The sequence below is a fragment of the Janthinobacterium sp. EB271-G4-7A genome (assembly GCF_020858075.1).
GTDB classification, from domain to species: domain Bacteria; phylum Pseudomonadota; class Gammaproteobacteria; order Burkholderiales; family Burkholderiaceae_D; genus Janthinobacterium; species Janthinobacterium lividum.
In genome coordinates, this window is sequence record NZ_JACYMI010000001.1 from 2,368,951 (window position 1) to 2,391,892 (window position 22,942).

General features: G+C 64.8%; 18 protein-coding genes. 4 read left to right on the top strand and 14 right to left on the bottom strand.

Going from position 1 to position 22,942, the window contains the following annotated elements:
• Nucleotides 1-13 precede the first annotated feature (13 nt).
• Genes IGS58_RS10720 through wrbA form a run of 6 tightly spaced genes read right to left on the bottom strand, consistent with a single transcriptional unit; the run spans nucleotide 14 to nucleotide 6,539 of the window.
• Nucleotides 14-1,090 carry a lipocalin-like domain-containing protein gene (locus IGS58_RS10720; RefSeq protein ID WP_230521320.1) on the bottom strand — a complete coding sequence of 359 codons (1,077 nt, stop codon included), beginning with the start codon at nucleotides 1,088-1,090 and terminating at the stop codon, nucleotides 14-16.
• Nucleotides 1,090-3,681 carry an FtsX-like permease family protein gene (locus IGS58_RS10725; RefSeq protein ID WP_230521321.1) on the bottom strand — a complete coding sequence of 864 codons (2,592 nt, stop codon included), beginning with the start codon at nucleotides 3,679-3,681 and terminating at the stop codon, nucleotides 1,090-1,092. Before IGS58_RS10725 ends, IGS58_RS10720 begins: the two co-directional genes overlap by 1 nt.
• Complete coding sequence (locus IGS58_RS10730) at nucleotides 3,669-4,097, bottom strand: DUF4124 domain-containing protein (protein WP_230521322.1); 429 nt, start codon at nucleotides 4,095-4,097, stop codon at nucleotides 3,669-3,671. Before IGS58_RS10730 ends, IGS58_RS10725 begins: the two co-directional genes overlap by 13 nt.
• Complete coding sequence (locus IGS58_RS10735) at nucleotides 4,094-5,509, bottom strand: FAD-binding oxidoreductase (protein ID WP_230521323.1); 1,416 nt, start codon at nucleotides 5,507-5,509, stop codon at nucleotides 4,094-4,096. Before IGS58_RS10735 ends, IGS58_RS10730 begins: the two co-directional genes overlap by 4 nt.
• Nucleotides 5,510-5,520: 11 nt before the next feature.
• Complete coding sequence (locus tag IGS58_RS10740; protein WP_442908370.1) at nucleotides 5,521-5,931, bottom strand: DUF2069 domain-containing protein; 411 nt, start codon at nucleotides 5,929-5,931, stop codon at nucleotides 5,521-5,523.
• A complete protein-coding gene (gene wrbA, locus IGS58_RS10745; RefSeq protein WP_070255883.1) occupies nucleotides 5,931-6,539 on the bottom strand; it encodes an NAD(P)H:quinone oxidoreductase in 609 nt (202 codons plus the stop codon). The genes IGS58_RS10740 and wrbA overlap by 1 nt, the downstream gene beginning before the upstream one ends.
• A gap of 67 nt (nucleotides 6,540-6,606) precedes the next feature.
• On the opposite strand from wrbA, the gene IGS58_RS10750 reads away from it, so the two are divergent.
• On the top strand, nucleotides 6,607-7,983 hold the full coding sequence (locus tag IGS58_RS10750) for a YihY family inner membrane protein (RefSeq protein ID WP_230521325.1): 1,377 nt from the start codon (nucleotides 6,607-6,609) through the stop codon (nucleotides 7,981-7,983).
• Nucleotides 7,984-7,990: 7 nt separating this feature from the next.
• On the opposite strand, the gene IGS58_RS10755 is transcribed toward IGS58_RS10750, so the two are convergent.
• Genes IGS58_RS10755 through IGS58_RS10775 form a run of 5 tightly spaced genes read right to left on the bottom strand, consistent with a single transcriptional unit; the run spans nucleotide 7,991 to nucleotide 13,930 of the window.
• Complete coding sequence (locus tag IGS58_RS10755) at nucleotides 7,991-8,305, bottom strand: hypothetical protein (RefSeq protein WP_230521326.1); 315 nt, start codon at nucleotides 8,303-8,305, stop codon at nucleotides 7,991-7,993.
• Between the two features lie 45 nt (nucleotides 8,306-8,350).
• On the bottom strand, nucleotides 8,351-10,351 hold the full coding sequence (locus IGS58_RS10760) for a DUF6630 family protein (protein ID WP_230521327.1): 2,001 nt from the start codon (nucleotides 10,349-10,351) through the stop codon (nucleotides 8,351-8,353).
• 26 nt (nucleotides 10,352-10,377) lie between these two features.
• A complete protein-coding gene (locus IGS58_RS10765; protein ID WP_230521328.1) occupies nucleotides 10,378-11,772 on the bottom strand; it encodes a PoNe immunity protein domain-containing protein in 1,395 nt (464 codons plus the stop codon).
• A gap of 33 nt (nucleotides 11,773-11,805) precedes the next feature.
• A complete protein-coding gene (locus IGS58_RS10770) occupies nucleotides 11,806-12,618 on the bottom strand; it encodes an alpha/beta fold hydrolase (protein WP_230521329.1) in 813 nt (270 codons plus the stop codon).
• Between the two features lies 1 nt (nucleotide 12,619).
• On the bottom strand, nucleotides 12,620-13,930 hold the full coding sequence (locus tag IGS58_RS10775; RefSeq protein ID WP_230521330.1) for an O-acetylhomoserine aminocarboxypropyltransferase: 1,311 nt from the start codon (nucleotides 13,928-13,930) through the stop codon (nucleotides 12,620-12,622).
• 284 nt (nucleotides 13,931-14,214) lie between these two features.
• Here IGS58_RS10775 and IGS58_RS10780 point away from each other — a divergent pair, with 284 nt between their 5' ends.
• Both IGS58_RS10780 and IGS58_RS10785 read left to right on the top strand, forming a co-directional pair.
• Nucleotides 14,215-14,838, top strand: a complete 624-nt coding sequence (locus IGS58_RS10780; protein ID WP_230521331.1) for a 2OG-Fe(II) oxygenase — start codon at nucleotides 14,215-14,217, stop codon at nucleotides 14,836-14,838.
• A 127-nt stretch (nucleotides 14,839-14,965) separates the two neighbouring features.
• Nucleotides 14,966-15,412 carry a CBS domain-containing protein gene (locus IGS58_RS10785; protein WP_010398828.1) on the top strand — a complete coding sequence of 149 codons (447 nt, stop codon included), beginning with the start codon at nucleotides 14,966-14,968 and terminating at the stop codon, nucleotides 15,410-15,412.
• A gap of 69 nt (nucleotides 15,413-15,481) precedes the next feature.
• Here IGS58_RS10785 and IGS58_RS10790 read toward each other — a convergent pair whose 3' ends face one another.
• Entirely contained in the window at nucleotides 15,482-17,743 is a 2,262-nt protein-coding gene (locus IGS58_RS10790; protein WP_230521332.1) for a putative bifunctional diguanylate cyclase/phosphodiesterase, read from the bottom strand.
• 433 nt (nucleotides 17,744-18,176) lie between these two features.
• On the opposite strand from IGS58_RS10790, the gene aroC reads away from it, so the two are divergent.
• A complete protein-coding gene (gene aroC / locus IGS58_RS10795) occupies nucleotides 18,177-19,271 on the top strand; it encodes a chorismate synthase (protein ID WP_070280697.1) in 1,095 nt (364 codons plus the stop codon).
• A gap of 101 nt (nucleotides 19,272-19,372) precedes the next feature.
• Here aroC and IGS58_RS10800 read toward each other — a convergent pair whose 3' ends face one another.
• Together IGS58_RS10800 and IGS58_RS10805 are read right to left on the bottom strand one after the other, a co-directional pair.
• Nucleotides 19,373-20,869, bottom strand: a complete 1,497-nt coding sequence (locus tag IGS58_RS10800; RefSeq protein WP_070255859.1) for an HDOD domain-containing protein — start codon at nucleotides 20,867-20,869, stop codon at nucleotides 19,373-19,375.
• The gene (locus IGS58_RS10805; RefSeq protein ID WP_230521333.1) at nucleotides 20,866-22,545 is read right to left on the bottom strand and encodes an EAL domain-containing protein; all 1,680 of its coding nucleotides are present in this window, start codon (nucleotides 22,543-22,545) and stop codon (nucleotides 20,866-20,868) included. The genes IGS58_RS10800 and IGS58_RS10805 overlap by 4 nt, the downstream gene beginning before the upstream one ends.
• Between the last annotated feature and the right edge of the window lie 397 nt (nucleotides 22,546-22,942).

Consider the following 22,942-nt stretch of genomic DNA (forward strand, 5'->3'; position numbering starts at 1 on the left):
TATTTTGTACTGCTTATAACTTCATCGGCTGCACGTAGCCCGTCATTTCCAGGTAGGCGCGGCCCACCGGCTGGCCGCCGCGCTCCACCGTCACGGCGCCTTCCCAGTACACGGCCCCCGTCGAGCGGCGCGAATCGAGTTCCTGGTCTGCCTGCAGCGGCTTGATCTGCCAGCGCGTGGCACCCGTGCGGATCTCGGTGGCGACCGGGTATTCGGCTTGCGTGCGGGGCGACCGCCACAGCTGCGTGGGCGTGAAATCGACGTCGCCGGGCGCGAACTGCGTCATCTTACCGGACGCGTCGCGCCATGTCGCGTGTGCCCATAGTTTAGCACCTGTCTTGCTGCGGATCTGGAAGGCCATCAGGGCGCCGCCATCATCGAGGTTGGCGCCTATCCAGTTCCAGCCGCTGGCATCCGCGTCAAGCACCTGGCTGGACCACTCGTGATCGAGCCAGGTGGTGCCCGTCACGGCTTCCGGCTTGCCGCCCGCGCGCGCAATCGTGCCCGTCGTGCGCAACTGCGGCTTGCTGTAATAGTAACTCGATTGCGCGGGCCGGGCGCCCTTGCGCGAGTAGCCGCCTTGGCCCTGCAGCAGCACGGGCTGGGTGGGGGCCAGGGTCAGCTGCAAATTGAATTCGCGCGCCGCCAGGCTGACCCGGTAGCTGCCGTCCGCTTGCCGCCGCATGCGCCAGTCATCGAGTCTGACGTCCGTGTCGCCCACCTTGGCGTAGGCCAGGCCGAAACCTTCGCGCGCGCTTTTCTCGTCGTGCAGCAGCTTGCCTACTTTCGGGTCGGACAGGGCCGCGTGGCCGATGATCAGCTGTTTCGGCGCAAATGCGCTGGGGTTGTCCGCATCGGTGGCCGTGGCGCTGCGAAAGAAGGTCACCTGGTAGCCCAGTTGTTCGCCGCCGCTGGTTTTTACCCAGCCCGTGGCGTACCACCATTCCGTCTTGTACGCGGGATGGGCGCCGAAGTCGTGCGGCATGCGCAGGGTCTGGCCGGCGGGCAGCGGCGTGACGGGGGCGAGGGCCGGCGGCGCGGCCAGCACAGGTAGCGCCAGCGCTAATGACAACATGAAAACAAGGCGCATTACCAGTCCTCCCTGACGGCGCGGATGGGGCCAGCGGACAGCGCCTGGCGGCCTGCGATCAGCGCCGTCGCGGCGGCTGCCGTCAGCAGGGCGCCGGCCACGGTGGCGATCAAGGGCCACGGCAGGTGCAGCTGCATGGTCCAGTGGAACGATTGCGGATTGACGATGAAGACCAGCACAAAGCTGATCAACAGGCCGAGGATGAAACCGGTGGCGATGCCCAGCGCCGTCAGCGCGCCGCCTTCCAGCGCCAGGATGGACAAGATTTGCCCGCGCGTCACGCCCACGTGGCGCAGCATGCCGAATTCGCGCGCGCGCGCCAGGGTCTGGGCCGAGAACGTGGCGGCCACGCCAAACAGGCCGATGACGATGGCGATGGCTTCCAGCAGATACGTGACGGCGAAGCTGCGGTCGAAGATCTGCAGGCTCAGGGCGCGGATGGCCGAAGGATTCGACACTTCCAGGCTGGCGCCAAAGGGCAGGTTTTTCAGGCGCTGTTGCAGCGCGTCGCCGGTGGCGTCCTTGGCCAGCCACAGGGCCGCATCGCTGACATCGAGGTCGCCCGTCAGCGCGCGGTAGTCGTCCAGCGGCATCTGGATGGCGCCGGAAGAGCGCGCATAGTCGCGCCAGATGCCGGCGACAAAGAAGGTGTGCAAGCCGCCCGCCAGCGGCAGGGCTATGTGCTGGCCAGGCTTGACGTTATACAGGTCGGCCGCCGCTTCGGACAGCCAGACTGGTTTCGCGCCTGCCGGCACGGGCAAGGTGTCGCCCACCAGCACCATGCTCTTGCCCGGATCGGCCAGATTGACGGGACGCGCCAGCAGCGCCACATTCGGGCGGTCGGGCGCCAGCGACAGCGAGCGCACGCGCTGGAAGTCCACCCTGGCCACCTCGGGCAGGGCGGTGATGCTGGCCTGCTCGCGCGGATTCAGGCCGGCCGTTCCGCCGCTGGCGGCCGTGCGCGCATACACGTCGGCCGGCAAGATCTGCAGCAGCCAGTCGTCGACGGAAACGCGGAAACTCGACACCATGATGGCCATCGCCACCATCAGGCTAAAACTCGACAGCACGCCGCCGAGGGCGATGCCGGCCTGGCCCGAGGCGTTCGCCAGGCGGGCCAGGGTCAGGCTGCGCACGGGCGCATGCAGGCTGGTCTCCGTGCGCAGCCAGGCGCGCTGCAGGAAGCGGAAGACGACGGCCGCCAGCTGCGGCATCAGGGCGATGGCGCCGATCAGCAGCAGCGCGATGGACAGATAGCCGAACAGGGGCAGCTCGAACACGGGCGGCAAGAACGTCAAGGCGCCGGCCAGCAACAGGCATGCCAGCGCGGGCCAGGTTTTCGCCAGGCGCGTCGTCACGACTTCCTCGCTGCCCGATTTCAGGGCGATGGCGGGGGCCGCGCGCGCCGCTTCCAGCGCGGGCGCGGCGCAGCCCAGCAAGGCGACACCGAGACCCAGGGCGAAATAGACGAAGGCGGCGACGGGCGTGAACTGCACCTGCGGCTGCACGCCCGCGAAATAGCCGGCGCCCAGGTCGCCGCCGAAGAAGCGCAGGGCCACGGCCGCCATGGCATAGCCGCCGGCGATGCCCAGCGCAGCACCGACGATACCGAGGCTGGCGCCCTCCAGCAGCACCTGGCGCAGCAGCTGGCCCCGCTCCATGCCCAGCACGCGCAGCAGCGCAAACTGGCCGCGGCGGCGGATGACGGACAGGGCCTGCGTGGAAAACACGAGAAACGCACCCGTAAACAGGGCGACGAGGGCCAGCACCGTCAGGTTGACCCGGTAGGCGCGGCTGAGGTTATTGTTGCGGCTATTCTGGTTTTCGTCATTGGGCTGGCCTACCTGGAAACGCCCCGGGTATTGCGCTTCCAGCGCGCGGGAAAGAGCCGCCTGGAAGGCGTCGCGGTTGACGCCCTGGCGCAGTTTCAAATCGATGCGCGACAGCTTGCCAGTTTTTTCGAAGCGCCACTGCGCCGCGCCGATATCCATCACGGCGATGCGCTGGCCGGCGCGCGCCCGCTGCAGCGAACCGGCCACGCGCAGCGATACCGTGCCCGTGCCCGATTGCAGGGCGACCTGTCCGCCTTCGGCCACATTGAGCCAGCGCAGGGCGGCCGGCGATAAGAACAGGGCGTCGTCGGCCAGGGTGTCGAATGGCTGGCCTTCGGCCGGCGCGCCGATCAGGTCGGGCGAGATGAAGCCGGCGCGGAAGACGTCGAGCGCCAGGACATGCAGCGGGCCGCCGTCCTTCTTGCCGGCCACCGTAGCCTGCAGCTCCAGCACGGGCGAGGCCACGGCCACGCCGTCGCGCTGCGCCAGCCACGGGTAGATGGATTCGTCGAACAGCGCTTCGCGCCCCGCCACCTGCACATCGGCCTGGCCGGACAGGCTTTTGACGGCCGTGGAAAATTCATTGAAGGCGGCCGCGTTGATCAGATGGATGGCAAAGCCCAGCGACACGCCGATGGCGATGGCGAGGATGGCGACGAGGGCGCGCACGGGATGCGCGCGCCATTCGCCCAGTAGCAGCCAGCGCGACAGCAGGCGCGTCGTCGCCGGGCTGGCCAGCGGCGCAATCAATTCAGGCATTCGACGGCCAGGCGTTCGCCGGCGCGCCGCGCTTTCAGTTGCGCCGCATCGCGGTTCTTGTCGCCGGCGCCGACGGCATCCTGCGCCGCCCATTTCTGCTCCAGCCGCAGCTGAGCGCAATGCTTCTCGTGCATATCCTTTTGTTTGGCGGCCCGTTCGCGGGCCTGGTCTTCGAGCTTCTCGCGCTGCTTGCGCGCCGCTTCCATCTGGCTGGCCACCCGTTCCTGGCGCGTGGCCGCGCCCTTGTCGACGGCAGGCGGGGGCGAGGGGACTTCCAGTATCTGCAGCTGACCGGCCGTGCACGGCGTGGCGCTGTAGCTGGTCTGGCCATCCTGCACGCATTTATAGACGTCCTGCGCACTGGCGGAACCGGCCAGCAAGGCCATGGCGCATAGCAGGAGGGACGACGGCTTCACAATATCTTCCCCGGATTCATGATGTTCTGCGGGTCCAGCGCCTGTTTGACAGCGCGCATCAGCTGCAGTTCCAGCGGCGACTTGTAGCGGGCCAGGTCGTCCTTTTTCAGGGCGCCGATGCCGTGTTCGGCTGAAATCGAGCCGCCAAAGCCGTGGACCTGGTCGTGCACGATGCGGTTGATGGCGTCCTGGTTGGACAGGAAATCCTGGTCCGTCATGCCGGCTGGCGGCGCCACGTTGTAATGCAGGTTGCCGTCGCCCAGGTGGCCGAAGCACACGAGCTGGCAGCCGGGGAAAGCGCTTTGCAGCGCTGCATCCGTGATGCCGATGAAATCGGCGATGCGGGAAATCGGCAGCGAGATATCGTGCTTGATGTTCTTGCCCGCCTGCGCCTGCGCCAGCGGGATGTGCTCGCGCAGCTGCCACAGTCCTTCGGACTGCGCCACGGAACTGGCGACGACGGCGTCTTCGATCAACTCGTTTTCCAGGGCCGCGCCGATGCTCGCTTCCAGCAATTCCACGGCGTGCGCCTCGGACTGGCTGCTGGACAGTTCGAGCAGCACATACTGGCCGTGCGCTTCGGCGAATGGGCGCGGCAGCTGCGGGAACTGCTCCGCCACCAGCTGCAAACAATACTGCGACATCAATTCAAAACCCGTCAGGCTGGCGCCGCAATGGTCCTGCATCAGCGAGAGCAGGCGCAGCGCATGGGCGGGCGAGGGCATGGCGGCCAGCGCCGTGATGCAGGCTTTCGGCTGCGGATACAACTTCATGACCGCGCCGGTGATCACGCCCAAAGTACCCTCGGCGCCGATGTACAGGTCGCGCAAATCATAGCCGGTATTGTCCTTGCGCAGGCCGCGCAAGCCGCTCCAGACTTCGCCCTGCGGCGTGACCACTTCCAGGCCCAGGCACAGCTCGCGCGTATTGCCGTAGCGCAGTACGGCCGTGCCGCCCGCATTCGTCGCCAGGTTGCCGCCGATGGTGCAACTGCCCTCGGCCGCCAGCGACAGGGGGAACAGGCAGCCGGCGGCGCTGGCCGCTTCCTGGATGGTTTGCAAAATGCAGCCCGCGTCCACCGTGATGGTGCGGTTGACGGGATCGAGCGCGCGGATGCCGTTCAGGCGCGCCAGCGACAGCACGACGGCCGTGCCGGCCGCATCGGGTATGCTGCCCAGCACCAGGCCCGTGTTGCCGCCTTGCGGCACGACGGGAACCTGCCATTGCGCGCAGGCGCGCAACACGCCGGCCACTTGCTCCACGGTGGCAGGGCGCAGCACGGCCAGGGCCTTGCCGGTAAACCTGTCGCGCCAGTCGGTGAGGAAGGGCGCCGTGTCGGCGTCCTGGGTGAGGACGTAGGCGTCGCCCAGCAGGTCGCGGCAGGCGGCGAGGAAGTCGGCTTGGTCAGTCATAGGCTTGTCGCTCATTTCTTGATGCTCACTTTAGTCACTTTTTCCAGCAGTTCCCTGGCCATGCGCTTGGCCGCCTTTTTATACGGGCGCAGATACAGCACGGCGCAGACAAAATAGATGCAGACGATGGCCGCCTCGCCCCAGGCCATCAGGGCCGAGGTGGCGTTCGTGTCGCTGTAGCCGCGCACCACGCCTTCCGTGAAGTACAGCAGGATCACCATCGACGACCATTGCAGGGTGTAGACGTCGCGCTTGATGACGCCGTACAGGGGGATGAGCAGGGGCGCCGCCTTCAGGACGACCCAGGAGCCGCCCGGCTGCAGCGGCGCGATCACGGTTTCCCACAGCACGCACCAGACGATCAGGGTGACGAGGCTGGCGATGGCGCCCCAGTGGAAATACTTGTGCAGTACGCCGTGCATCATGCGCCTGCCAGTTTCGCGGCATTTTCCGCCAGGCGCCGGCCCAGGGCGATGGCCAGGCGTTTTTCATCTTCGCTCAAGGCCTTGTCGCCGTCTATGCCCGACCAGTGCGTGGCGCCGTAGGGCGAGCCGCCGGTGGACGTCGTCATCAGCTCGGGATGCGTGTAGGGCAGGCCCATGACCAGCATGCCATGGTGGAAGAGGGGGATCATCATCGACAGCAGGGTCGATTCCTGGCCGCCGTGCAGGCTGCCCGTGGACGTGAACACGCAGGCGGGCTTGCCGGACAGGCTGCCGGCCAGCCAGTCGCTGGCCGTGCCATCCCAGAAATACTTCATGGCGGCGGCCATGTTGCCGAAGCGCGTGGGCGACCCCAGGGCCAGGCCCGCGCATTCCTGCAAGTCTTCCAGTTCCACATAAGGAGCGCCATCAGGCGGCACTTCCGGCGCCGTCGCTTCGGCCACCGTGGAGACGGCGGGCACGGTGCGCAGGCGCGCATCGCAGCCAGGCACGCTTTCCACTCCCTGGGCTATCAACTCGGCCAGCTGGCGCGTGGCGCCATGGCGTGAATAAAACAATACGAGAATAATCAGATTGGTTGGCTTCATCATTGGTATTATAGGGCGCTTTACAGCCTGATACGACTGCTGTCATGGCGCCGTTCTGATTTAGCACATGTTTTCAAAATATATATTCCCCATCTTCCAATACCTGTGGCGCACCTTGAGCATGGGGCTCGCCGTCGTGCGCGGCCTGACGTGGTCCGAAACGCGCGACCTGCTGCAGTTCGCGCGCCGCCGCGTGCGCGAAGAAAGCCTGCCGCAAGTGGCTGGCAGCCTGACGTTTGCCACCGTGTTCGCGCTGGTGCCGCTGCTCACCCTGGCCCTGGCGATCTTCACCACTTTCCCCCTGTTCAATACCTTCCGCCACGCGCTGGAAGATTATTTCGTGCAAAGCGTGATGCCCAAGGGCATATCGAACACCATCCTCGGCTACCTGACGACGTTCGCCTCGAAGGCCACGCGCCTGTCGGCCATCGGCGCCGGTGCCCTGATTGTCACGTCGGTGGGCATGATGGGCTTGATCGAGCGCGTCTTCAACCGCATCTGGCGCGTGCGCCAGGAGCGCCGCTGGACCAAGCGCCTGCTGGTCTACTGGGCCATCGTTACCCTGGGGCCTTTGCTGGTGGGCGTGTCGCTGACGGTGACCTCGCGCGTCTTCATCGCCACCAGCGGCGTGGTGGGCGCCGTGCCGTTCCTCGGCACCGTGTTCTATACCCTGGTGTCGATCGGCCTGACCATGCTGGCGTTTACCCTGCTCTACATCGCCGTGCCGAACCGCGACGTGGACTGGCGCGACGCGGCCTGGGGCGGCCTGCTGGCGGCGCTGGCGTTCGAGGTGGCCAAGCGGGGCTTCGGCGAATTCATCCAGGAATTCCCCACCTATTCACGCATCTACGGCGCACTGGCCGCCTTGCCGCTGTTCCTCGTGTGGATATACCTGAGCTGGATGATCACCCTCGTGGGAGCCTTGCTGGTGGCTGCCTTGCCCGTCGTGAAATATGAGCGCTGGTGGTACGAAGCGGTGCCGGGCAGCGAATTCGTCGATGCTGTCGCCATTTTGAAAGTGCTGCACCAGGCTTGCCACTGCGCCGATTCGGCCCTGGTGGGCGCGGCCGAGATCCGCCGCAGCACGCGCCTGGGCTTCGAGGAAATGGAAACCCTGCTCGACAAGATGGTGCAGCAGGGCTGGGTGGGAAGAGTCAACGTGGAAGGCGCCGTGCGGGTACAGTGGGGCAAGCGCGTGGCCGACAGTTCCGACCACTGGGTCTTGCTGGGCAATGTCAACCGCATCAGCCTGGCCGACGTCTACCGGCTGTTCGTCTTCGGCGGCATGCGCGTGAACTCCGGCTATCCGGCCGGTTCCACCAATGAACGCGATATCCAGGCGGCCATCGATGCGGCCGCCCTGGCGGCGCAAGTGGAAAACGCCGTGGAGCAGGGGCTGGGCCTGACTTTGGCCCAGCATTTCGGCGAAGTGCGCTGCGCCTGACGGGCGATCAGGTGCCCAGCCGGTCGTATAGCAGCGCATCGAGCGCGCCCGTCAGCGTATTGCCCTCTTCGTCGAGCAGCGTGTAATCCTGCTGGCTGTCGCCGAGCGAGGCGCTGCCCTCGATGCCGCACACCAGCTGGTACGTGGCGTCATCGATCGCCAGCTTGATCAAGGCCAGGACTTGCTCGCGCTGGCCATTGGCCAGTGCCAGTCCGTCGAGCAGGGCGCCAAGCCGGGTCTGTCCCTGGCTTCCCTGCGCATACAGCGCCAGCAGCGACGCATTGGATGCGACGACATCATCGATGAATTTTTTCGCGTGCATGGATTCCTTGTATTGATGTGGCGTGGCGCAGCGGGGGCCGAAAACTCACAGCAGCACGGGCCGCAAGGCCGCCTGCAGCGCCAGCTTGCTGAACGCCTCCGCATCCTCCGTGCGCACCACGCCCAGGTAATACGTGTCTTCGCCGCCGTGCACGTTCACCAGGCGCAGCTGATGCGGCGCCAGGTGGGCGGCGATGGCGGCCAGGCCTTCGGCCATCGCGTCGTCATCTTCCCGCTCCGTCCAGCGGAAGTCCCGCAGCGCGGGCAGTTCGATATGCTGGCCGATGCGCGGCACTTCGTCGACGGCTTTCCAGTCCAGGGTGGTGCCGTGGCCCAGCGCATCGGCGGCCGTGGACCAGAGCAGGAAGAAGCACGCCGCTTCGGGCGTGTCGCCTTCGTATGCTTCTTCGGGGTCGTCCTCCGCCAGCTCTTCCAAAGTGATGTCCACGCAGCGCGCGGCCAGTTCCGCATCGCCCAGCAAGAGCAGGGCGGCCATGGCGCGCAACTGTTCGCGGTCGGCCTTGGCCAGGATCTGCGGCGGCGTAAAGCTGCGGCGCCTGACGGGTTTCTTTTTGCTCAGCCCCATGGCTTCGCTCAGTTGCGCCGTGATGGCTGCCTTGAAGTTCTCCACGGTGTCGAACTGTTCCAGCAGCTGGCCCGTGAAATCCATGCTCCAGGCCATGCCATCCTTGACCACATATAAAAAATCGCTTTGCACGGCCACGCCGCGCAGATGGTGGGCCGGTGGATACAGGGGCGTGAAGACCTGTTTTCCATCCAGTGTCAGCATGCAGGCCAGCCCCTGCGCATCGATGGCGAAGATCAGGTTCTTGCGCAGCTTGGGCGGCGACGAGGTGGTGGCGCAGTCGATGGCTTCGTACTGGCAGGGCGCCAGCAGCTCGCCCTGGCTATTGACCAGGCCAAACAGGAAGCGCCCGGCGATGCGCTGGCTGACGACGGCGATTTTTTTCTTCGTGCCGAAATCCTGCACGGAGCTGTAGACGGGCGGCACCACGACCTTGCCTGTCTTGTCGAGCACGCCGCAGACATTGTGCTTCTCGTCATCGTCTGTCTGGTCTGTCTGGCGTTCGATGTCGATCAAGCCGTCTTCGCGCAAGCATATGTTGTCCACCCTGTCGATGAGCAGCGCGCCATCGGGCAGGCGCAGCAGGCGGCTGGCGCCGTCCGCATCGATCCGCTGCAACAGATGAGGACTGATCACATACAGGGCGCCGGGGGCGGGCGGCAGCACCACCGTACCGTTGAGGTCCAGCACGCCGTGCGCATCGGGGGCATCCGCCGTGGCAAAGGTGATCCAGCCATCGTCCGCGTAGTAAACGCCCAGGTCGACATAGCGCTGCGACAGCGGCACGATCCAGCGGCCATAGGGCGTGACCAGGCCGGTGACGTCCGGTTCGCCGGCGGCGCTCACTTCATGGCACAGCACGTCTTCCTCCCATCCCACCACTTCCAGGCCTTGCAGGAAAGGCAGTTCGTCCGCGGCGAGTTCCTCGACATCGGCCAGCTGCGCGACGGCCGTGGCCGACCAGTAGCCGGTGGCGGGCGATGCGGCGCCGGCGGCCAGCAGGGGCGCCAGCGCTTCCCGCTCGCCACGCTGCAGGGCAAGGTGCAGGGCTTGCGCCTCGGCGCGCAGGCCCTCGAGCCCGGCCGCGTACTCCGGCGTGCCGATATCGTGCGGGATCAGCTGCACGCAATCGAGGATCAGCCACGGCTGGCCGCCCGCCAGCAGGGTGCTGATGGCGCTGCGCGCGACGATGGCGGCCGCGTCGCGCGGCCTGTCCATCAGGGCGGACAAGGCTTGCCAGCTGGCTTGCGCCTGGACCATTGGCGCGGCCAGCACGCAGGGGCAGTCCTCGCCATCGCCGTAGATGGGCCAGGCGGTGGCTTGCGCGCCGGCGCCGACGAGCAGCTTGAACAGCATCGGCGTGTCCAGCCGCCATTCGGCCAGGCCCGTGATCGTATCGGTGTCGAAGCCGGCCTGGCCGGGCAAAAAGGCGGTGCTGAACAGGGCTGCGGTATTGATCATGTCTCTTCGTTCAAAATGTTGGATGGTCAGGGCGCCGGCGGCATGACCCAGTGCGCCAGCGCGCCGCGATCGAGTCTCAGCTGCTTTGCCGCGGCGGCGGCCTCGAAGGCCCACAGGCCGTAATAGCCGCCCAGGCCCTGCGCACGCAAATGGCCGTTGAACCAGTCTTCGCGCACCAGCGCGCCATGCCAGGTAGCCAGGTAATGCCGCAGGTGCTCGAGCTGCTGCGCGGGATCGTCCGCGTCCAGGCACTCGTACAGGGCCGAATAGGGCTCGGCGAAATACCATTCGTCGACGGCGGGACGCTGCGGATCGATGGCGGACAACAGCGCTTCGTACACGCCATCTTCGCCATCGAAGGCCGTTTGCAGGGCGGTCAGGCGCGCGGCCAGGTCGTGGCGGCCGAACAGCAGGGTCGCGCCCAGCAGCTGCAGCGTGCGCGCATAATCCGTCAATTGTTCGAAATCAAAGGCGGGCAAGGCGTCGTCATCGTAGGCCTCGGCCAGGGCCGCGCGCGCCGTTTCGCAGGCGGCAACGGCCGCTTCCAGCGCCGTTTCCACGTCAGGCAAAGGCAAGCCTGCCGTGTAGCGCAGCGAGAAGACCTGGTAAGCCGTGCTGGCGGCCGCGCACGCCCAGTAGGCCGCGTCGCCACCGTCGTTTTCCGCCTGCGCCTGCGCGCGGACATAGGCGGCCAGCAGGGCGTCGAGGTAAGCCAGGTTGCGGTTAAAGTCGAACGGGGAGGGTGGCACCTGGCGCGGTGTGTGGGGCCAGGGCGTGGACGAAGCCGGGCAGGTGGCGGCGCAATCGCGCTGGATGGCCCAGTCGGCGAAGATTTGCTGCATATGCTGCGCCGTTTCGTCGTCGTGGATGATGGCGCCGACGCCCACCATGGTCGTGCCCAGCAGGGTGTAGCCAGGGAAGCGGCTGCTCTCGTAGGCGATGGTCGTCACGCTCTGGATGGTCCTGCCGTCGCTCAGGTCGCGCACGCGGAAGTACACGTCGTCCCAGCCGGCCAGCGGTGGCGTTGGCGGTTCATCCGGCAGGGTGTTCCAGCTGCCGTCCGCCTGCTCTTCATAGGCGTCGAGCAGCTCGTCGAGGCCACCGGGGCGGTCGATGCGGTTGTTGGCGTCGTATTGCAGGCCCAGTTCGGCCGCGAAGGCTGCCGCGTGGCGGCCCTCGAAGACCAGGTACAGGGCGCTCGTGGTGCCGACCAGCAGATCCGTGCGCTGGCCCGCCACGACCAGCGCCTGCGGCAGCCGGCACCATTGGTAGTACGGAATGCCGGCCATGGGGCCGCCTTCGTCCGCCAGCGGGTTGGTGAAACGCAGCTGTTCCAGCCATTTATAGCGTTCGTAGCGTTCATCTTCCGTGCCGCTGCCTCGGCCAGTCAATTCATCGAGCAGGGTATTCAACAACATCATTCATCGATCCTAAAAAGTGTGCGTGGCATGGCGTCATGCCGGGGTGCTTTGCGCAAACGCAAACAGCGCGTCGAGCACGGCGTCGGGCTGCTCGGCCATCAATTCGTGCCCGCTGTCGACCTGCACCACCGTGCCATGCGCGATTGCCGCTGTCAGCAGCCGGGTCGATTTGGGCGGCGTCATCATGTCGCGCGCGCCGAAAATGAATAAAGTCGGGCAGTGTACCGAAGCGGCGGCGATTTCGCCGTTCGCGTAGGCATTGCAGGCAAAAAAATCCGTGTGAAACACGTGATCGGGATTGAGGGCGGCGATGCGCTGTTTCAAGCGCCGCGCGCCGCCCATGGCGTAAAAGCCGGGGCCGGGAAACGACGGCTTTTGCGCGATCGACGAATGCGACCAGATATTGACCATGTCGATGGCCGCCTGTTCATCGCTCAATGACGTTTCCAGCAGCGCCGGCGAGACCTTCATCGGGTAGGTGGAACCCAGCATGGCCAGGTGGCTGACGCGCTCCGGCGCCAGGTGCGCCGCTTCCAGCGCGATCAATGAACCCATGCTGTGGCCGATCAGCATGGCCTTGGCCGCGCCGGCAGCGTCCAGCACGGCCAGTATCCAGCGCGCCAGGTCGGCGACATTATCCTTGGCCGTACCCAGGCTGCGCCCGTGGCCGGGCAAGTCGACGGCCAGCACGTTCCAGCCGTGGTGGGCAAAATAGCGCGTTTGCAGGGCCCACACGGAATGGTCGTTCTGCGCGCCGTGGATGAAGACGGCCGTCGGCTGGCCCGGGTTGTATGGTTTGCCGCCCGTGTAGCAGTAGGCGACGGTATTGTCGATGGTGAACAGCATCTCAGGCGCCTTTCTGCGACAGTTTCAGGCCACGGGCCAGGTCTTCGATCAAATCATCGGCGTCTTCCAGGCCTACCGATAAACGCATGGTGCCCTGTGTGATGCCGGCCTGTTCCAGTTGATCGTCGGGCACGCGGAAATGCGTGGTGGAGGCGGGGTGGATGACGAGCGACTTGGCGTCGCCCACATTGGCCAGGTGCGAGAAGATCTTCAGGCTGTCGACAAAGCGCTGGCCCGCCGCGCGGTCGCCGCGCAGGCGGAAGGTGAACACGCCGCCCGCGCCTTTCGGCAGCAGGGTTTTCGCCAGTTTGTAGTCGGGATGCGACGGCAGTTCGGGATAGGACACGGATTCCACGGCCGGATTGGCCAGCAGGAAGTCAATCACCTTGCGCGTGTTGGCCACGTGGCGGTCCATGCGCAAGCCCAGGGTTTCGATGCCCTGCAGGATGGCGAAGGCGTTGTGCGGGCTCATGACGGCGCCGAAATCGCGCAAGCCTTCGCGCCGCGCGCGCAGGGCAAACGGCGCCACCGTCGATTCCTCGGCAAAGACCATGCCGTGGAAGCCTTCATACGGTTCGCACAGTTCGGCGAAACGACCCGTCCTGTCATACGCCGCCTGCCAGTCGAAGGTGCCGCCATCGATGAGCAGGCCGCCGATGGCCGTGCCGTGCCCGCACAGGAATTTGGTGGCCGAGTGGAACACCAGGTCGGCGCCATGCTCGAAGGGGCGCAGCAGATACGGCGTGGTAAACGTCGAATCGAGCATCAGCGGCAACTGGTGTTCGTGCGCCAGGGCGGCGATGGTCGGGATGTCCAGCACGTCGAGGCCGGGATTGCCCAGGGTTTCCGCAAACAGCACTTTTGTATCTGGGCGGATGGCGGCGCGCCAGGCGTCCACGTCGCGCGGATCGACAAAGGTGGTGGCTATGCCGAAGCGTTTCAGGGTATAGGCCAGCAGGTTGTGCGAGCCGCCGTACAGGGCGCGCGAAGCGACGATGTGCGATCCCGCGCCGGCGATGGTACATAAACCAAGGTGCATGGCAGCCTGGCCGCTGGCCGTGGCGATGCCGGCCACACCCCCTTCGAGCGCGGCGATGCGCTCTTCCAGCACGGCGTTGGTGGGATTCGAGATGCGCGAATACACGTGGCCGGCCCGCTCCATATTGAACAGCGAGGCCGCATGCTCCGAGCTCTTGAAGGCAAACGAGGACGTGAAATGGATGGGCGTGGCGCGCGCGCCCGTGGCCGGGTCGGGCGCGGCGCCCGCGTGCAGGGATAAAGTATCGAAACCGGGGTATTTCGGGCCGCTCATGGTGTCTCCGCCAAGTTTTATAGTGGCAAGATCGTAACCTGATTTGCAGCCGAGCAAAAGAGCTCCTGTGCAGGGCGCATGGCGCCGTGCTGGCTGGCTGCGCGTGTAACCTGAAGTGTAAAAAAAGTGACCGGCGCGGCACGGCGGTGGTAGGATACCGGATCAGCGATATTCGGGCTGTTTTACCTGCGCGCGTGCGCCGCGCCGCAGGAGAGGCTGCTGCGTGCAAGCGAAATCCTGGGCTTCAGGCGAACTCTCATCGCATGTCCACCAGGAAAGATTTTATGCCCGTAACATCGTTCGACGGCTCCCTTGCCGTTCCCGGACCCTCTATCGTCGACGGCCTGTGCCAGGCAGGCTTGCTCATGCAAGAGCATTTCATCTCCCCCGAACTGAGCCGCCAGCTGGCCGCCGAATGCGTGCAATCCATGCTCAGCGGCAAGATGAAGGGCGCCGGCGTAGGCAGCGGCCATGCGCCGCTGCTGCAGCCGGACATCCGCGGCGACCATATCGAATGGCTGGAAACGGGCCGCTCAGCCGCTTGCGACCGCTACCTGGAACAGATGGAAGCGCTGCGTTGCATGCTCAACCGTGAGCTGTTCTTGGGACTGGAAGAGTACGAAAGCCATTTTGCCCTCTACGCGCCGGGCGCCTTTTACCGGGCCCATCTGGACCGTTTCCGCGACGACGACAAGCGCACGGTGTCCGTCGTGCTGTACCTGAACGACGACTGGCTGCCCGAGCACGGCGGCGCGCTGCGCCTGCATCCGCAGGGCCGGCCCGTGGTGGACGTCTTGCCGCAAGCGGGCCGCATGGCGATGTTCATGTCGGGCGAGATGCTGCACGAAGTATTGCCGACGGCGCGCGAGCGCCTGTCCATCGCCGGCTGGTTCCGCCGCAGAACGTGATGCAAAGGGCGCGCAATCCCCCTCGATTTGATTGCGCGCAAGGCTGGATTTTTCCGCAGGCATAGGCTACAGTCGCAGTAAGGGCTAGAATAACTAAAATACCAATCACGCGGACAGGACGGCCAATATGAAAGTATCTGAAATTCTCCAAGTCAAGGGCAATATCCTCTACACGGTCACGCCTGACCAGCCCCTGCTTGACGCGGCCAATACCATGGCTGAAAAAGACATCGGTTCGCTGGTGGTCATGGAATTTGGCGACCTGGTCGGCATGCTGACCTTCCGCGAAGTGTTGAACGCGCTGCATGAAAACGCGGGCCAGATCGGCGGCGGCACCGTGCGCAAGCACATGGATGACCACCCGATCACCGTGACCCCCGATACGGAAGTCAATGAAGTGCGCCGCATCATGCTGGAAAAACATGCGCGCTACCTGCCCGTCATGAACGCCAAGACCTTGCTGGGCGTCATTTCCTTCTACGACGTGGCGCGTGCCGTGCTGGAAGCGCAAAGCTTTGAAAACCAGATGCTCAAGGCCTACATCCGCGACTGGCCGGCCGAAACCACCGACTAAGTTTTGCTCATGCAGTAAAAACAACGCCGGCATCTGCCGGCGTTTTGTATTGGCTATTCAGGGTGAGGTCTATGCCGCGCCCTGCAGCGCTTCGTTGTTCAGCCAGGTGCCCAGCGCCGTGGCCGTCATCGGGCGGGCGAACAAAAAGCCTTGCGCCATGGGGCAGCCCAGCGCCTGCAGGATTTGTGCCTGCCGCTCGTCTTCCACGCCTTCGGCGATCACGGCCAGGCCCAGGTTGCGGCCCAGCTGGATGACCATTTCGGCGATGCTGCTGCCGCGCGCCGATCCCGTGATTTCCGTCACAAACGCACGGTCGATCTTCAGGCGGTCGACTTGCAGGCGTTGCAGGTAGGACAGGGACGAGAAGCCCGTGCCGAAGTCGTCGATGGCGATGCTCACGCCCGTCTGCTTGATCTGCCACAGCATCTTGATCAGCAGGTCCGGCTCTTCCATGGCCATCGATTCCGTGATTTCCAGTTCGATGAATTCGGGCGGGGCCTGCGTCTCTTCCAGCGCCGCGCGCAGCATTTCCAGGAACAGCGGGTGGCGGAACTGCACTTGCGACACGTTGACGGACATGACGAAATTGCGGTGGCCCTGCTCGCGCAGCAGCACCAGTTCGCGGCAAGCCGTGCGCAGCACCCATTCGCCGAGGTCGATGATGATGCCCGAATACTCGGCAATCGGGATGAAACGGTCGGGCGAGATGAACTTGCCGTCCGGCGTCTGCCAGCGCAGCAGCGCTTCGGCGCCCACGGGGCGGCGCGTGGTCAGGTCGATCTGCGGTTGATACACGACAAACAGCTGGTCCTGGCTGAAGGCCGTGCGTAGCGCATGCATCATGCGCACCCGTTCGCGGATTTCGATGCCCATGCTGCGCGAGAAATAGAAGTGCCCGGCGCGTTGCTGGCTTTTCGCCCGTTTCAGGGCGATATCGGCATCCTTCAGCGCGTCGGCGCCCGTGCCCGCATGCTCGCCCAGCCGTACCAGGCCCAGGGTGGCGGACAGCTGCACGTCCTGGCCATCGATGCAGAACGGCGCCTGGAACAGGGCCAGGATCTTGCTTGGGTTGACTTGCGAAGAGTCGCCCAGCACGCAAAAGATGTCGCCGCCCAGGCGCGCCACCGTCAGGTGGGGGCCCAGCTGGGTTTGCAGGCGTCCGGCCACGGCGACCAGCAGCATGTCGCCGAACTGGTGTCCCAGCGCGTCGTTGGTCTCGGCAAAATGGTCGAGGTCGACCAGCGACAGGGTGGCGTCGTCGCGCGCGGGGCCGGCCAGGGTGGCGTCGAGGATCTCCACCAGGCGCGTGCGGTTGGGCAGCTTCGACAATTGATCGTAGAAGGCGGCATTGTGCAGGTGCGACACCAGCTCGACGTTGTCGAGGCCCACGGCGACGTTGCTGCAGAAGACTTCCAGCAGGCTTTCATCGATGGCCGAGAGGGGGCGCGGCAGCACCAGGTAGGCGGTCGCGTCGCGGCTGGCCTTGCCCGCGAAGTACAGGGTGGCGTAGTCATGCGCGTACACATTGCGCCGTTGCGCCAGCGTGTGTTCGATGGCGGCCATCACGCGGGGATTTTGCAGGCCGCACAGGGCGCTGTGCGGCAAGCTGGAAAAGCTGCCCGTGCAGGCCGAGACGAGCAGTTCCCGCGAACCGTTGTCCTGCAAGTCCTGCACGCACAGCACGCCGTCGGCGCGGATGCCCAGCAGGTCGGCGATCTGCGCCAGCACGCCGGCCGAGAAATTCTGCACGCCATGCAGCGCCATCAGCTGCGTGCTGGCGTGGACGATACGGTCCAGGCCGCGCCGGCTGCTGCTGATCGAACGGATCTGCTCGTACGAGCGGATGGCGGCCGTCACCGTGGTAAACAGCTTGATGCGCGTCAATTCGGACTTGGTCTTGTAGTCGTTGATGTCGAAATCGCGGATGGCGTCGATTTCCGGCGCGTAGCCGGGCTGGCCCGTGCGCAGGATGATGCGCACGTCCGTCATCTTGAGGGTTTCGCGGATGTAGCGCACCAGGTGCAGGCCCGCGTCATCCTGTTCCATCACCACGTCGAGCAGGATGACGGCGATGTCGTCTTCATGCTTGAGCAGTTCGCGCGCCTGGCCGGCCGAATACGCATGCACGAATTCCAGCGGGCGGTGCTGCATTTCCAGGTTGCCCAGGGCGAAAGTGGTGGTGGAGTGGACGTCTTCATCGTCGTCGATGATCATCACCCGCCAGACGCTGCGCGGTGCGACGGCCAGCGGCGGCGCTGGTTGCTCATCGAGGAATACCAGGTCGTCGTGATCGTCCTTGTTGGCGTCAAGGGGGATGATCGGTGCGGGCATGTATAGCTTCTCCAGGATGACTCAGTACGGGATGTGAGCACATCAGAAATGTCCATGGCGTTGTTGCACCGCCTCGCCGTACTCGCGTACTGTCTTCGGCGGCGCGCCTAGCCCTGGCCATTTCTGATGCACTCAGGGCGCATCGAAAAAGCAGCACTCAAGTGTTGCCGAGACTCGCCCATTTTCTGATCGCCCATCATCCAAGTATATAGCTATTTAATAAGCAAAATGTTTTTTTAAGTATCCTGTGGAGTGCAATATTTCTTGTATTGCATGATTGCAACTCTTATTTGGTATTTTTTATATGAAAAAATACGCGGGATTTTAAAATGGCGAGATCGGTGGGGAATATCCGGCCTTGCTGCGGCATTAGCGGCATGGCATGTCCCGCAGGCTGGTAGAATTGAGTTTTCCAGTCCTTACACTTCCTACTATGTCCGGCAATTCTTTTGGCAAGCTGTTTACTGTTACCACTTTCGGCGAATCGCATGGTCCGGCCATCGGCTGCGTGATCGATGGCTGTCCGCCGGGATTGATCCTGTCGGAAGCCGATATCCAGCCCGAACTGGACCGCCGCAAGCCGGGCACCTCGCGCCACGTGACGCAGCGCCAGGAATCCGATACGGTGGAAATCCTCTCCGGCGTGTACCAGGGCGTGACGACGGGCACGCCCATCGCGCTGCTGATCCGCAATGAAGACCAGCGCAGCAAGGATTACGGCAATATCGCGGAAAGCTTCCGCCCCGGCCACGCCGACTACACCTACTGGCACAAGTACGGCGTGCGCGATCCGCGCGGCGGCGGGCGCTCCTCGGCGCGCCTGACGGCGCCCGTCGTGGGGGCGGCGGCGATCGCCAAGAAATGGTTGCTGCAGCAATACGGCACCACCTTCAAGGGCTGCATGAGTCAGCTGGGCGACATTCCCGTGCCGTTCCAGTCCTGGGAGCACGTGCATGCGAATCCATTCTTTGCCGCCAGCGGCGACGCGGACCTGATCGCGCGCATGGAAGCGGCGATGGACCAGTTGCGCCGCGATGGCGATTCCATCGGCGCGCGCATCGATGTGATCGCGCAAAACGTGCCTGTTGGCCTGGGCCAGCCCATCTATGACAAGCTCGATGCCGACATCGCCTACGCCATGATGGGCATCAATGCCGTCAAGGGCGTGGAAATCGGCGCCGGTTTCGATTCGGTGGCGCAAAAGGGTTCCGAGCACGGCGACGAACTGACGCCGGAAGGTTTTATCGGCAATAACGCCGGCGGCGTACTGGGCGGTATTTCGACGGGGCAGGATATCAGCGTCTCGATCGCCATCAAGCCGACCTCGTCGATCCGCACGCCGCGCCGCTCGATCGATAAAGAAGGCAATCCCGTGATGGTGGAAACGTTCGGCCGCCACGACCCGTGCGTGGGTATCCGCGCCACGCCGATCGCCGAAGCCATGCTGGCGCTGGTCCTGATCGACCACGCCCTGATGCATCGCGCGCAATGCGGCGATGTGTCGGTGAGTACGCCGAAGCTGAAATAAGTGGAATGTTGTCGGATTACGGGCCTGCGGCCCTAATCCGACCTACGACCCATGCCATGTAGGTCGGATTAGCGCTTGCGCGTAATCCGACATCATTTGTATCACGCCACCTTGTTCGCCACCAGCTCGAGCTGATGGCGCATCTCCACCGACTGCACCAGCAACGCCCGGATATCGTTGATCAAGTTGAATTCCGTCTGATTCAACTGGATCGGCGGGAAGCTGTCGTCCCAGTCGCCGTACAGGAATCCCGTGGGGTGGCCGTTGGCCGACAGGGGCAGCACGACGAAGCTGCGCGCTTCCGACAGCGTGGCTTTCCACCATTGCGGCAGCTTGGCGGCAAATTTCGGGTCGCGCGCATTGTCGATGAAGATCACGCGGTCGCTGTTGAGGGCCGCGTGGAAGACGTTCGGTTCATACGCGTCGCCAAACACCATCAGGTCCTGCAGGTCGGCCATGCCTTCGCCCATGCTGATGCGCGCCGAATACAGATGATCCCTGTGGTTGCGCACGAATGCCACCGAGCGTGAAAAATCGAAGCCCTGGTGCAGCGTTTCGAGCGCCATCGAGACCATCTGTCCCGGACTGGCGCTGCCGATGGCGCCGCGCAGGTCGGCCAGGCCGCCTATTAATACGCGGTTGCCTTCGGCGCGCATGCGCGTCGACGCCAGCTGGCGCGCGCGCCGCTCGGCCGGTTTCGACAGGGGCGCGATCGACAGGTCGGCCGCCGCCATCGCCTTGGCCTTGTCCACGGCGGCCACCAGATCGGTCGATGTGATGCCCAGGGTGCCCGCATAATCGTCGATCAGTGCGTGCACCTGCGCCGCACCGGCCGCATCGTCATGCCACAGCGAGTCGGCGCAGCGCGCCGCCATCGTCGACAGTCCGGCCATCCAGTCGGCGCCGCTGACGGGGGAGTTGTCCGGCGACGGGTCCATCGGACGCATGCCGTTGATCAGATGCTGCGGCAAGCCCCAGTGGGCGGCCGTGGCATAGCCCACTTCCGGCAGCGACAGGCCGAGGATTTCGCGCGCGGCGGCCGCCTCGTTGCCGGGACCCGCATGCGCCTGCATGCGCGCCCAGAAGTCCGTCATGTAGAACGTCACCATCATGCGGCCCAGGGTGTGCAGCATCGAGCAGACGACAGCCTGTTCCGCCTGCAGGCTGCCGGCGCTGGTGGCCACCTGCTGCGCCACCATCCCGGCCAGCACGGCCTTTTCCATTTCCACGTGGGCGCTGACGGAGTCGGGCGACGCCTGCGACAGTTCCTCGATCAGTTTCAGTCCCAGCGCCAGGTGGCCGATGGCGTCGATGCCCAGCACCAGCACGGCCTTCGAGACCGTGTTGACGCGCTGGCCGAAGGCCGAATACATGCCGCTGTTGGCCAGGCGCAGTACCTTGTGCGTCAGGACAGGGTCGGACAGCACCGTTTGCGTGATGTCGAATTCGTGGTCATCCTCGCCGCGCATGGCGCCCAGGATGGCGCTGATGGCTTTCGCGAAGCCGGGCATGTCGCCCTGCTGGCGCGTGCGCGCCCACAGCAGGTCCAGGGTGTTTTTGCCGAGCTGTGTCGGCGCCGTGAAATGGCCTGGATTCATTGCACCCCTCCGCGCGGTTCATTGGCAGACGGCGCAGGCACCAGCGCCGCATAGGTTTTGTCGCTCAAGGCCGATAGCGCGGCGTGGGCCGGCATCGGCTTGCCCGTCAGGTAGCCTTGCACATACTGGCAGCCGCGCGACTCCATGAAGTGCATCTGTTCCTCGGTCTCCACGCCTTCGGCCACCACGGACAGGTTCAAGTGCTTGGCCAGGTCGAGAATGGTGTTGCAGATGGCCGCATCCTTGCTCGATTCGGGCAAGTCCTTGATGAAGGTACGGTCGATCTTCAGCACGGAAATGGGGAAGCGCTTCAGATACGCGAGCGAGGAATAGCCGGTGCCGAAATCGTCGATGGCGATGCGCGCGCGGCGCTCCGTCATCTTGACGAGGATGGTTTCCGCATGCACGGGGTCGATCATCAGGGTGCCTTCCGTAATTTCCAGCACCAGGTGTTCGCCCGAGAGTCCCGAAAACGCGATGGCGTCATCAAGCACGTCGAGGAATTTGTCGTTGCGGAACTGGCGCGGGCTGATGTTGACGGAGATGTACAGCGGCCGCCTGGCCACTTCCTGGAACTGCTTGAGCTGCACGCAGGCCGCTTTCAGCGCCCAGGCGCCCAGCAGGTTGATCAGGCCATTGGCTTCGGCAATCGGGATGAAGCGCACGGGCGGCACCAGGCCCAGGGTCGGGTGCTTCCAGCGCATCAGGGTTTCGAAACCCTGGATTTGCCGCGTGTGCGCGTCGACGATGGGCTGGTAAAAGAGCAGGAACTCGCCTTCGCGCACGGCGTGGAACATCGCCGCTTCCAGCGAAATATCGTGTTCCGACGGGCCATTCAGGCGCGGACTGTAGACCAGGCAGCGGGCCTTGCCCGTTTCCTTGGCGCGCGACATGGCCGCATCGGCCAGCGCCACCAGGCGCACTTCATCTTCCGCGTGCAGCGGATAGATCGAGACGCCGACGGAGGCGCCCACGTAGATCGTGTGGCCGTCCACTTCGAACGGCGCCTGCAGGGTGGCCAGCAGACGGCCCGTTACCAGCTTGATCTGCGCGTCCGTGGCGCTGCCGGGCAGCACGGCGACGAATTCATCGCCGCCCACGCGCGCCAGGGTGTCGCTGTCGCGCAGCGTCTTGCGCAATCGCGCGGCGGCCAGGCGCAGCACGGCGTCGCCGACGGGGTGGCCCAGGCCATCGTTGACCTTTTTGAAGCCATCGAGGCCGATGGTGGCGACGGAAAAGCCCTGGCCCGAACGGGCGGCCTGGGCGATCACCATGCGGATGCGGTCCGACAGCAGCAAGCGGTTCGGCAAGCCCGTGAGCGCGTCGTGCGTGGCCATGTGGCGCAGCCGTTCTTCCGTATTGTGCTGGGCCGACGTGTCGCGCCCGACCACCAGCAATTCGGCCACGCCGGCCGCATTCATATAAGAAGACAGGCGCAGCTCGAACCAGATTTCCTGGTCCGGCGTTTGCAGGCGCACTTCCAGGCGGCCCGGTTCGGCCAGGGCGTCTTCCAGCGCCGCTTGCAGCGCAGCGCGCGACGCTTCGGCGGCCAGCGGCAGCAGCAAGTGGCCGGACAGGCCCGATGGCACGCCAAACAGGGTGGCCGCACGCTTGCTGGCAAACAGGATCAGGCCGTCCGTATCGAGCCGGAACACGACGTCGCCTGCCTCTTCCATGAGGTTGTCCAACTCGTGGCGAGCCTCGCGGTGGGCGGCGGATGGGGTACTGGAAAACATCGTGCTGGCTTTTACCTTTTTATTATCAGTGCCGGCGCTCGCTGCAGGGCAGGGCGCCAACGGAAAGAGTGCATCGTGCGTGAGGCGTGCCATAGGGGCCGAAAGGGCGGCTATCGGAACGCGATCCACACGAAATGTATCATTGAAAAGCACCCGATTACATGAAATAGAGCAACATTGCTTCAGGTTTTGTAAATATTCCTGCCTTCCATGAAAAAAATCATGCCGCGCGACATCCGCAGGCATTTTCATTCCACATAGAAACATTTATCTGCGCCTGCCTTCACTGGCGCGCTTGCCCCGCCATGCGCTTTGCGCTAGTCTGGCTGGCAGACGG